Origin of the sequence: Streptomyces sp. NPDC059668, assembly GCF_042734135.1 — a bacterium.
Lineage (GTDB): Bacteria > Actinomycetota > Actinomycetes > Streptomycetales > Streptomycetaceae > Streptomyces.
In genome coordinates, this window is sequence record NZ_JBHWEL010000077.1 from 14,375 (window position 1) to 27,001 (window position 12,627).

Sequence of the window (12,627 nt, forward strand, 5' to 3'; positions counted from 1 at the left end):
CGGTCGACCTGCGTGACGCGCCCCCCCCACCGCCCGCCACATACCCCCGGGCGACCCCGCGGGAACCCCGGGCGGGGGCCGGTGATCACCGGCCCCCGCCGTCCCACGTGGTGAGGGCCGGACGGCCACGGCCTCCGTCCGCCCGGCCGCCGTCCGGCCGTCCGGGCAACGGGCGCGCGGCGCACGGGCGTTGGGCGGGGCGCGTCCGTCCACCGCGTTCAGCGGCAGCACCCTTCTGCCGCGCCCGGCCGGTACGGACAGCAGTACCGGCCAGAAGTACCGGGCGGCTGTACGGGCCGCAGTTACAGGACCCTGCGACGGCCGTCCCGGAGACGGGCGTTGAGCGGCGGGGCGCATCCGTCCGGTCATGTCCGGCAGGCAGGGTGGTGGTGCTGCTCTACAACAGGCGTCCGGGACGGGGGCGTTGTTCAGCGGGCGTGGGCAGCAGCGCCTCCAGGGCCCGTGCCGCCCGCGGCGCGCCGCCGGCCCGTTCCATCACCGCGGGCATACGCCGTACCCGTTCGCGCAGTCCCCTGTCCGCGGCGGTCCGCTCCACCGCGTCCAGCAGGGTGTCCGCGGTGATGCCGGCCGGGTCGAGCACGGTGCCGAGCCCGAGCTCGGCCGCGCGGCGGGACAGCACCCGGGTCTCCGGCACCAGCGGGACCAGCACCGGCGGGGTGCCCGCGTACAACGACTCCATCATGCTGCCCAGTCCCGCGGCCGTGACGAAGACCTCGGCCCGTCGCAGCGCCGCCAGCTGGGGGATCCACGCGTGGGCCTCCACGTTGGGGGGCAGCGGGCCGAGGCGGCGGGGGTCGGTGCCGTTGCCGACGGTGATGACCGCGTGCCACGGCCGGCCCTCGAAGGCGCGGACGCAGGTACGGAAGAAGTCGGCCTGGTCGTTGTAGAGGGTGCCCATCGAGAGTACGACGAGCGGCAGTCCGTCGGCGGGCGCGTCCCAGGTCCCCTTCGTGTACTGCGAGGAGAAGCAGGGTCCGACGAACGCCGACTCCTCGCCGAAGGTGTCGCCGGCCGGCTGGAACTCCCGGGGCGCGTAGACCACGTTGCGGTCGGCCCGCCAGCCCACCAGGGACTCCGGGGACATGTCGATGCCGAGGTCGGCGGCGAACTTCGCGGCCAGGGAGAGGAGTTCGACCACGGCCGGGTGGTCGGTGGCGACGCCGGAGAACCCGGCGATCTCCCGCACCTGCGAGTAGTGGTCGTTGGACGCCATCGAGGGGGTGGACTGCACCGCGGGCCGGTCCCACAGCCTGCCCAGCGCGCGCCCCGCCGAGGAGACGATCATGTCGTAGAACACCAGGTCCGGCACGTCGTCGGCGAAGAGCCGGCGGGCCAGTTCCACCAGTTTGACGCTCTCCTTGAGGAACAGCACGGCCGACCACGCGAGCACGTCGGGGGTGAGTTCCCTGTACTGCCCCGGGCTCAGGGCCTGCGTCAGCAGCGAGTCGTGGACCAGCGCGGTGGCGCCGGTCGCCCGCACGGCGGGGGCGAAGCCCTCCACGGTCAGGAAGCTCACCCGGTGTCCGCGCCGCACGAGTTCCTCGGTGACCGCCAGCGCGGGCCGCATGTGGCCCTGCGCCGGGATGTCGAGGACGAGGATGTGACCGGGCACGGGAGCCTCCTGGGAACGTGGACCGCCGGCGCGGGAACGCGGTGCGCGGGCCCCGGCGGCGGAGTTCACCGGGTGCCCCGGGCCCGGACCGGGACGGTGCCGGGGCCGCGGATGTTGCGGATGGGACGCAGCTGCGGCTTGCCGGCCAGGGCCAGCCGGGGCATGCGGGAGAACAGGTGCCGCAGGGCGAGTTCGCTCTCCAGCCGTGCCAGCCCCGCGCCCAGGCAGTAGTGGATGCCGGCCGAGAAGGCCAGGTGGTCGCGTTTGTTGGGGCGGCGCAGGTCGAAGCGGTGCGGGTCGTCGAACACCGCCGGGTCCCGGTTCGCGCCGCCGATCGCGATCGCGAGCATGGCCCCGGTCGGCAGCTCGGCCCCGCCGAGTACGAGCGGCTCCTGCGCGACGCGCAGCAGCACCTGGACCGGCGGTTCGTAGCGCAGGAACTCCTCGACCGCCTCGGCGGCGAGATCGAGGTCGTCCAGCAGCAGGGCCTTCTGGTCGGGGTGGTCCAGCAGCGCGACGGCCGCCCCGGCGATCGCGTTGACCACGGTCTCGAACCCGGCGATCAGCAGCATCCCGACGAGCACGACGAGCGTACGGCCGTCCAGCGGCTCCCCTTCGGGCGCGGCCGCCGCGAGCCGGCTCACCAGGTCGTCGCCCGGCTCCCGGCGCCGCTCCTCGACGAGGGCGCCGAGGAACTCGGTCATCTCCGCCAGTGCGCGGCGTACGTCACGCCGTTCGCCGAAGGTGCGAATACCGTCGAGTGTGTTGGCCAGAACACCGCCCCACCGTACGAAGGTGTCACGGTCCGCTCCCGGAACGGCGAACAGGTCGCAAATCACTTCCAGGGGTATCCGCCGGGCGAAGTCCGCGACCAGGTCGAACTGTTCGCGTTCCGCGACCTCGTCCAGAATCCGGGTCACGACTTTCTCGACGGACGGGGTCAGGTCCCGCATCGCGTGCGGGGTGAACAGCGGACCCGCGATCCGGCGGAGCCTGGTGTGCTCGGGCGGGTTGAGCACCAGCAGCGACTCGTCGATGGGGTGGAACAGCTGCTCCTCCTCCCCGGACGCGACCAGCCAGTCCAGGGCACCGGGCCGCTTCGTCGTCGGCCCCACGCCCAGACGGTGATCGCGCAGCGCGGCCCGGCTGATCGCGTGGTCCGCCGTGACGTGCAGGCCCAGCGGGTGCCGGCTCACCCTGCCCCGCGCCCTGATCCGCTCGTACTCCGGATAGGGGTCGGCCGGCGCGCGGCGGCCCAGGATCCGCATGACGGGATCACCGGACAGTGCCATCGCCCGCACCACGGTCCGCGTCGTCAGGGAAACGGCTCCCGCTCGCAGGTCACTGCCGATCCGCTCGGTACTGATCAACATACGCTCTCCGTATCTGAAATTCCCTCGAGGAACCGACGTGCACCATCACGAACAGCACGGTACGAAGCTCTGTTTGACGCCGTCGAGAAGGCCGCTGGAAATGCCGCGGAAAACCCTGAATTCCCCTAGTCGCCGAATATCGGATCCGTTTCGAGAGCGCAGCGCGGACCGCCTTGTGCGGGACGGCTCGCGCCTGCCCGGTCCGGTTCGCGTTCCTACGACTGGTCGAGTTGCCGGCTGATGAAGTCGAACAGTTCCTCGTCCGTGGCGTCGTCCAACTGGTCGGCCATGGACACCGCCGACCTCGTCCCGTCGTCCGGGCCGCCGGGGTCGGACTCCAGGTCCTCGACCTCGGTGAGGAACGCCTTGAGCCTCGCCTTGAGCAGGATCCTCACGTCCTGCCCGGGGTCGGAGCCGATGATCCTGGCGACCGCGTGTTCCATCTCCGCGAGCAGTGCGGTGGCGTTGGCCTGTCCGCCTCCGAAGAGCTCACCGGCCAGGTGGCGGGCGAGGTCGGCGGGGGTGGGGTGGTCGAACACGAGGGTGGTCGGCAGTCGCAGACCGGTGTCGGCGTTGAGCTGGTCGCGCAGTTCCACGGCGGTCAGCGAGTCGAAGCCCATCTCCCGGAACGCCTTGGTGGGTTCGACGCCCGACATCCCGTCGAAGCCGAGCGCCGTGGCGGCGACGCCTCGCACGTGGTCCTGCACCAGTTGGAGCCGTGCCTCGGCGGGCGCCGCGGTCAGCTTCTCGACCAGGGGGCGTGGGGCGTCGGGGGCGGTCTCCGTGTCCCCGGGGGCCGCGGCGGCCCGCGCCTCCGGGAGGGCGGACAGCAGCGGGCTGGGGCGGCGGGCCGTGAACGGCGCGAGGAACTTCTCCCAGTCGACGTCGGCGACCACGACGGTGGTGTCCCCGACGTCCAGCGCCCGCCCGAGCCCGGTCAGCGCCCGGTCCGGGTCCATCACCCGCAGACCCCGGCGCACCAACTCCGCGGCACCCTCGTCCGTCACCATCCCTCCGCCGCCCCACGGCCCCCACGCCACGGCGGTACCGGCAAGTCCATCAATCCGACGCCGCTCCACAAGAGCGTCGAGGTGGGCGTTGGCCGCGGCGTACGCGGACTGGCCACCACTGCCCCACACACCGGCGATCGAGGAGAACACCACGAACGCCGACAAGTCCAAGTCCCGCGTCAGAGCATCAAGATGATCGGCACCCACAGCCTTCGCCGCCAGGACAGCGGCGACCCGCTCCGGAGTCAACCGGTCGATCAGATCGTCGTCCAGCACACCCGCGGCATGGAACACCGCCTCGACCGGATACCGGGACAACAGACCCGCGACCGCCTCCACATCACCCGTGTCACACGCCTCCACCACCACCCGCGCGCCCAACCCCTCCAGCTCCTCGACCAGTTCGGCCGCACCGGGGGCCTCCGGGCCGCGCCGCCCGGTCAGCACCAACTCCGCCGCGCCGCGCCCCACCAGCCAACGGGCCAGGCGTGCGCCGACTCCGCCCGTGCCGCCCGTCACGAGCACCCGCTCCGGGGCGCGCCAGTTCTCGGCCGACGGCTCCCAGGCGGGCACGCCGCCGGGCACGGGGGCGTGGGAGAGGCGGCGGACGTACAGGGCGGCGCCGCGTACGGCGACCTGGTCCTCGCCGGCGTCGGCGACGACCGCGGCGAGGCTCGCGAGGGTGCTCCGGTCCGCGTGCGCAGGGAGGTCGACGAGGCCGCCCCAGCGGTCGGGGTGTTCCAGGGCGGCGACCCTGCCGAAGCCCCACAGGGCGGCCCGTGCCGGGTCGACGACGCCTTCGGAGGGGGTACCGACGGACACGGCACCGTGCGTGAGCAGCCACAGCGGCGCGGTCACTCCCGCGTCGCCCAGCGCCTGGACGACCGTCAGGGAGGCCGTCTCGTCCGCCGGGCGGAAGAGGACCGCGACGACGGGGTCACCCGCGGCGGCGTCGGCCAGCACACGGCCCAGTTCGGCTCGCCCCGCGTCGGGGTCGTAGAGGACCCGCTCCACGCCAGGGAGGAACTCCTCGACGCCGTCGAGCACCGGGTCTTCGTCGGCCGGCTGGAGCAGCAGTCGGCGGCCGGTGTCCGAGGCCATGAGCGACTGGGCGGTGCGGGGCTGCCACTCGATGCGGTAGCGCCAGCCGTCGACCAGGTTCCGCTCGGTCGCGCCGCGCCGCCAGGCGGACAACGCCGGTACGACGGCGTCGAGTTCGGCCTCGTCCACGCCCAGGACCTCGGCGAGGTCGTGGGCGTCGCCGCGTTCCACGGCCGCCCAGAAACTCGCGTCGAGCGGATTCGCGTCCGTCCCCGACACACGGTGTGCGGCGGGCTCGGGCCAGTAACGCTCACGCTGGAAGGCGTACGTCGGCAGTTCCACCCGCCGCGCGCCGAAACCGGCCAGCAGTGCGGGCCAGTCGACGGCGGCACCGTGTGTGAACGCCCGCGACACGGCGGCCAGGACGGTGTCCGTCTCGGAACGGTCCTTGCGCAGGACCGACGCGAACAGCGTGTCCTCACCGCCGTCGGAAGGGACGCCGGTCTGGGCGAGGGCGGTGAGGGTGCCGTCGGGGCCGAGCTCCACGAAGCGGGTGACGCCGTTCGCGGCCAGCCACTCGATCCCGTCGGCGAACCGTACGGCCTCACGGACATGCCGCACCCAGTAGTCGGCGTTCTCCAACTCCCCCGCACCGGCGGACTGTCCGGTCAGATTCGAGACGAGCGGGATGCGCGGCTCGCCGTAGGTCACGCTCTCGGCGACCGTACGGAACTCGGCCAGCATCGGTTCCATCAACGGCGAGTGGAAAGCGTGCGAGACCCGCAGGCGCGAAGTACGGCGGCCCATCGCGGCTATCTGCTGCGCGATGGCCTCCGCCACCACCTCGACACCGGAGATCACCACCGAACGCGGACCGTTGACCGCAGCGACCGACACCCCGTCCGCCAGCAGCGGCAGGACTTCGTCCTCGGACGCCTCCAGCGCGAACATCGCACCACCGGAGGGAAGCTCCTGCATCAACCGGCCGCGCGCCGACACCAGCCGGCACGCGTCCTCCAGCGAGAACACCCCCGCCACATGCGCGGCAGCCAGCTCACCCACCGAATGACCCACCAGGAAGTCAGGGCTCATCCCCCACGACTCCACCAGCCGGAACAACGCCACCTCGACCGCGAACAACGCGGGCTGAGTCCAGCCCGTCTCGTTCAGCAGCTCGGCGTCCTCACCGAACACGACCTCCCGCAGACCCTCATCCAAGTGCCCACACACCGCGTCGAAAGCTTCGGCGAACACCGGGAAGGAGTCGTACAACTCCCGTCCCATGCCGAGACGTTGCGCACCCTGCCCGGAGAAGAGAAAGGCGAGCTTGCCGGCGGTCACGGCTGCCTGCGCCACGTCCGGCAGCGTCTCGCCGCGGGCCAGGGCGGCAAGGCCCGCGAGGAGTTCCTCGCGATCCGTTCCGCGCACCACTGCGCGGTTGTCGAAGGCCGACCGCGACCCGACGAGCGACAGGGCCACATCGGCGGGGTTCAGCTCCGGACGTGCCCGCAGATGGTGCAGCAGGCGGTCCGCCTGGTCCCGCAGGGCGGCGGGGCTCTGGCCGGAGACCACCCACGGGGTGACGGACGGCGCCGGAGGGATCACGGTGTCCGTGTCTAGGACAGCGGGCTCCGCCTGTTCCAGCACCACGTGCGCGTTCGTGCCGCTCAGCCCGAACGAGGAGACCCCCGCCCGACGAGGACGCTCCGTCTCCGGCCAGTCCACCGACTCGGCCAGCAGCCTGACCTCACCCGCGGCCCAGTCGACGTGCGACGACGGCTCGTCGACGTGCAGGGTGGCCGGCAGCACGCCATGGCGCATCGCCTCCACCATCTTGATCACACCCGCCACACCGGCGGCGGCCTGGGTGTGACCGATGTTCGACTTCACCGAGCCCAGCCACAACGGCCGTTCGGCGTCACGGTCCTTGCCGTAGGTGGCCAGCAGGGCCTGCGCCTCGATCGGATCACCGAGAGAGGTGCCGGTGCCGTGCGCCTCGACCGCGTCCACGTCCGACGCCGACAGACCCGCACTCGCGAGCGCCGCCCGGATGACTCGCTGCTGGGAAGGACCGTTCGGCGCCGTCAGACCGTTCGACGCACCGTCCTGATTCACCGCGGAGCCACGCACCACGGCGAGGACAGGGTGACCGTTGGCGCGCGCGTCCGACAACCGCTCCACCAGCAGCACGCCCACGCCTTCGCCCCAGCCCGTACCGTCCGCACCCTCCGCGAACGCCTTGCACCGACCGTCCCCCGCCAGCCCGCCCTGACGGCTGAACTCCGCGAACGCGCCCGGGGTCGACATCACGGTCACCCCACCGGCGAGCGCGAGATCGCACTCCCCCGACCGCAGCGCCTGCACGGCCAGGTGCAGGGCGACCAGCGACGCCGAGCAGGCCGTGTCCACGGTCACCGCGGGACCTTCCAGACCCAGCACATAGGAGACCCGGCCGGAGAACACGCTCGCCGCGTTGCCGGTGCCCACGTACCCGCCGAAGTCTCCGTCCGACAGCGACAGCAACGCCGGGTAGTCCTGGCCGTTCGTCCCGGCGAACACGCCGGTCCGCGAACCGCGCAACGACCGCGGGTCGACGCCCGCCCGCTCGACGGCCTCCCACGACGTCTCCAGCAGCAGACGCTGCTGCGGGTCCATGGCGAGCGCCTCACGCGGCGAGATGCCGAAGAAGCCCGCGTCGAACGAGCCCACGCCCGACAGGAACCCGCCGACCCGGGCGAAGTCTGCGGCGTCATAGCCGTAGACCGCGCCGAGCCCTTCCCAGCCCCGGTCGTCGGGGAAGCCGGTCATGCCGTCGCGCCCCTCCGCCAGCAGGCTCCACAAGGTCTCCGGGGAGTCGACCCCGCCGGGGAACCGGCACGCCATCCCGACGATCGCCACCGGGTCGCCCGCCACCGCCACGCTCACGGACGTGCCGGGCACCTCGTCGACGGTGCCGCCCAACTCGCCGTACAGGAACTCCGCCAGAGCCGTCGGGGTCGGATGGTCGAAGACCACGGTGGCGGGCAGCCGTACCCCGCACTCCGCGCCCAGTACGTTGCGCAGTTCCACCGCGATGAGTGAATCCACGCCCAGTTCGCGGAACGCGCGGTCGGCCGGGACGGCCTCCGCGTCGGCATGACCCAGCACCGCCGCCGCGCGAGCACGGATCAGCTCCACGGCGGCCCGGACGCCGGCCTCGCGCGGGAGAGTTCCGATACGGGCGCCGGGACTGTCCATGCCGCCCGGTGCCGGCCGGTCGGCGGACGGGGAGGGGGTGGCCTCCGGAAGTTCCCGCAGGAGTGCGCTCGGCCGGATCGACGTGAAGGCCGGTGCGAACCGGGGCCAGTCGATGTCGGCCACGAACTCGGTGGTCGCGCCCGAGTCCAGGGCCGTCGCGAGGGCGGCGACGGCCAGGTCCGGGTCGAGTGACGCCACGGCGCCGGGGCGCCGCGGGCGCCCGCGCGGGGCGCCCGCGCCCCCCCCCCCCCCGGCCCAGGGGCCCCAGGCGACGGAGGTGGCGGGCAGCCCCTCGGCGCGACGGCGCTCGGCGAGCGCGTCGAGGACCGCGTTGGCGGCGGCGTACGCGCCCTGTCCGGCGTTGCCCAGGACGCCGGCGAGCGACGAGAAGAGGACGAAGGCCGACAGCTCGCGGTCCCTCGTCAGTTCGTCGAGGTGCAGGGCCGCCTCGGCCTTGGCCCGCATGACGTGCCGGATGCGCTGGGGATCGGTGCCGCCTATGACGGCGTCGTCGAGGACGCCCGCGGTGTGCAGCACGGCGTCCACGGGGTGCCGTTCGAGGAGCGCGGCGACCTCTTCCCTGACGGACACGTCGGCCGCGGCGACCGTGACCCGGGCGCCCATCGCGCGCAGGGCCGTTTCGAGTTCCGGGGCGCCGGGCGCGTCGGGGCCCCGCCGGCTCACCAGGACGATCTCCTCGGCGCCGCGCTCGACCGCCCAGCGTGCGACCCGGGCGCCGATGGCGCCCGTGCCTCCGGTGACGAGGACCGTTCCGCGGGGCTGCCACGCGTCCAGCGGGGTGGGACGGGGCCTCGACAGCCTGCGTCCGAAGACGCCGGAGTCGCGGACCGCCACCTGGTCCTCGCCGAACCCGGCCGACCCGGACCCGGCAGAGTCGGTGGCCCCGGCGGACTCGGCGGATGCGCCGGGCGCCGCGCCGGGCAGTTCGGTGAGGACCGCGGCGAGCCGTGCGACCGCCCGTTCGTCGAGGTCGTCCGGAAGGTCCACGAGTCCGCCCCAGAGGTCGGGGTGTTCGAGGGCCGCGACCCGGCCGAGCCCCCACACCGCCGCCTGCTCGGGTGCCGTGACCGCGTCGGAACGTCCGACGGAGACGGCTCCGCGCGTCAGTGACCACACCGGACCGCGCAGTCCGCTGTCCGTGAGCGCCTGGACCAGGGTGGCCGTGGCCGCAGCCACCCCTGCCCGGTCCTCGGCCAGCGGGAGCAGCGACAGGACGGCCGTGACGGGCGCGGACTCGTCGTGGGCGTCATTGAGTCGGGCCGCCAGGTCAGCACGGGCCGTCCCGGACGCGGGGTGCGGCACCTCGATCTGCCGCAGCTCGAACCCGTGCGCCGCGAGGCCTTCGAGTACGGCGCGGATCGTGGTGTCGGCCCGCTCGTCGCGTTCCTGCGGGACGAGCACCAGCCGCGGGCCCGGGGACTGGGCGGGCGCGGTTCCGGAGAACTGGGCCAGAGGCTTCCAGGTGATGGCGTAGCGCCAGGAGTCGGCGCCGGGCCTCGGCGCCGGTGCGGACGGGTCGAGCCAGTAACGCTCACGCTGGAAGGCGTACGTGGGCAGTTCCACGGCCGCCGCACCGGTTCCCGCGAAGAACGTCTCCCAGCCGACCGGCGCACCGTGCGCGTGCAGTCGGCCCAGGCCACGCAGGACGGCCGCCGGTTCGGATCCGGTCTTGTGCAGGAGCGGAGTGAAGAGCATCCCGTCGTCGGAGGGGACGCAGGGCTGGGCGAGGGCGGTGAGGGTGCCGTCGGGGCCGAGCTCCACGAACCGGGTGACACCCCGCTCCGCCAGCGTGCGTACTCCGTCGGCGAACCTCACGGCCTCCCGGACATGCCGGACCCAGTAGTCGGCGGAGTCCAACTCCCCCGCACCGGCGGCCTGTCCGGTCAGGTTCGAGACGACCGCGATACGGGCCGGCGCATACGTCACGCTCTCGGCGACCGTGCGGAACTCGGCCAGCATCGGTTCCATCAGCGGCGAGTGGAAGGCGTGCGAGACGCGCAGACGGGAGGTGCGGCGGCCCAGGGCGGCTATCTCCTGGGCGATGGCCTCCGCCACCGCTTCGACACCGGAGATCACCACTGAGAGGGGGCCGTTGACCGCGGCGACGGACACCTCGCTCTCCCAGCCCTCCAGCAGCGGCAGGACCTCGTCCTCGGCGGCCTCAAGCGCGAACATCGCACCACCGGAGGGAAGTTCCTGCATCAGACGACCACGCGCCGACACCAGCCGGCAGGCGTCTTCGAGCGAGAACACCCCGGCCACGTGCGCGGCGGCAAGTTCACCCACCGAGTGGCCCACCAGGAAGTCGGGACTCATCCCCCACGACTCCACCAGCCGGAACAACGCCACCTCGATCGCGAACAACGCGGGCTGAGTCCAGCCCGTCTCGTTCAGCAGCTCCGCGTCCTCACCGAACACGACCTCCCGCAGACCCTCGTCCAACTCCGCGCACACCGCGTCGAAGGCTGCCGCGAACACGGGATACGCCTCGTACAACTCCCGCCCCATGCCCAGGCGTTGTGCGCCCTGGCCGGAGAAGAGGAAGGCGAGCTTGCCCTCGTCGTGGCTGTGGCCGGTCACGGCGCGGGGTGTCGTCTCGTTCTCGGCGAGGCTGCGCAGGCCGTCGAGGAGGTCGGTGCGGTCGCCGCCGAGGACGACGGCGCGGTGGTCGAACGTCGACCGGGTGGTCAGCAACGACCAGCCGACGTCGACGGAACTGTGGTCGGGATGTCCGGTCAGGAAGGCCGACAGCACGCGGGCCTGTGCGCGCAGCGCGTGAGGGGTGCGGGCGGAGAGGAGCCACGGGACCACGGGCGGTACGGCGACGGGGACCTGTCCCTGTGCCGGGTGTGCCGGGTCATGTGCCGGGTCCGGGGCCGGTTCCGGTGCGGGTGCGGGTGTCGGGGTGTCCTGTTCCAGGATGACGTGGGCGTTGGTCCCGCTGACGCCGAAGGCGGAGACCGCCGCGGTGCGGGGGCGGCCGGTCTCGGGCCAGGAGCGCGGTGCGGTGAGGAGGCGGACCTCGCCCGCCTCCCAGTCGATGTGGGTCGAGGGCTCGTCGACGTGCAGGGTGGCGGGCAGGACGCCGTGGCGCATCGCCTCCACCATCTTGATCACGCCCGCGACACCGGCGGCGGCCTGGGTGTGGCCGATGTTCGACTTCACGGAGCCGAGCCACAGCGGCCGTTCGGCGTCACGGTCCTTGCCGTAGGTGGCGAGCAGGGCGTGTGCCTCGATCGGGTCGCCCAGGGAGGTGCCGGTGCCGTGTGCCTCCACGGCGTCCACGTCCGACGCGGAGAGTCCCGCACCGGTCAGTGCCGCGCGGATGACGCGCTGCTGGGAAGGGCCGTTCGGCGCCGTCAGGCCGTTCGACGCACCGTCCTGGTTCACCGCGGAGCCCCGCACCACCGCCAGTACGGGGTGGTTGTTGCGCCGCGCGTCCGAGAGGCGCTCCACGAGCAGGACGCCGACGCCTTCCCCCCACCCTGTACCGTCCGCGCCCTCCGCGAAGGCCTTGCACCGCCCGTCGCCCGCGAGGCCGCCCTGGCGGTCGAACTCGGCGAACACGTCGGGGGTGGACATCACGGTCACACCGCCGGCGAGGGCGAGGTCGCACTCCCCCGACCGCAGCGCCTGCACGGCCAGGTGCAGGGCGACCAGCGACGAGGAGCAGGCCGTGTCGACGGTGACCGCGGGGCCTTCGAGACCGAGGACGTAGGAGACCCGGCCCGAGACCACGCTCGCGGCGTTGCCGGTGAGCAGGTGGCCCTCGATGCCTTCGGGCAGCTCACGTCCGCTCGCGGAGCCGTAGTTCTGGTTGCTGCATCCGACGAAGACCCCGGTGCGGCTGCCGCGTACGGCGGCGGCGTCGATGCCCGCCCGCTCCAGGGCCTCCCAGGACGCCTCCAGGGTGAGGCGCTGCTGCGGGTCCATGGCGAGGGCCTCGCGGGGCGAGATGCCGAAGAAGCCGGCGTCGAACTCGGTCGCGGAGGCCACGAATCCGCCGCGCAGGGCCGCCGCGTCGGTGGAGGCCTCGGCCAGGTCCCAGCCGCGGTCCTCCGGGAATCCGGTCATCGCGTCCCGGCCGTCGGCCACGAGCCGCCACAGGTCCTCGGGCGAGTGGACGTCTCCCGGGTAGCGGCAGGCCATGCCGACGACGGCCACCGGTTCGGTGGCCGCGCGGGCGAGGCGGTCGTTCTGCTTGCGCAGCCGCTCGTTCTCGACCAGCGACGCGCGCAGGGCCGCGACGACGCGTTCCTCGGAGGTGGGCATACTCAGCTCCACTGTTCTTGCTTCGGGCTTCGGCGGGCGG

At 73.1% G+C, this 12,627-nt stretch carries 3 protein-coding genes; all 3 read right to left on the reverse strand.

Going from position 1 to position 12,627, the window contains the following annotated elements; translation table 11 throughout:
- Positions 1 to 397 precede the first annotated feature (397 nt).
- Positions 398 to 1,633 carry a macrolide family glycosyltransferase gene (locus ACFV2J_RS35290; RefSeq protein ID WP_385090226.1) on the reverse strand — a complete coding sequence of 412 codons (1,236 nt, stop codon included), beginning with the start codon at positions 1,631 to 1,633 and terminating at the stop codon, positions 398 to 400.
- A 65-nt stretch (positions 1,634 to 1,698) separates the two neighbouring features.
- Complete coding sequence (locus ACFV2J_RS35295; protein WP_385090223.1) at positions 1,699 to 3,006, reverse strand: cytochrome P450; 1,308 nt, start codon at positions 3,004 to 3,006, stop codon at positions 1,699 to 1,701.
- Positions 3,007 to 3,221: 215 nt separating this feature from the next.
- Positions 3,222 to 12,587, reverse strand: coding sequence for a type I polyketide synthase (locus tag ACFV2J_RS35300; RefSeq protein ID WP_385442531.1), 9,366 nt, complete (start codon positions 12,585 to 12,587; stop codon positions 3,222 to 3,224).
- Positions 12,588 to 12,627 lie beyond the last annotated feature (40 nt).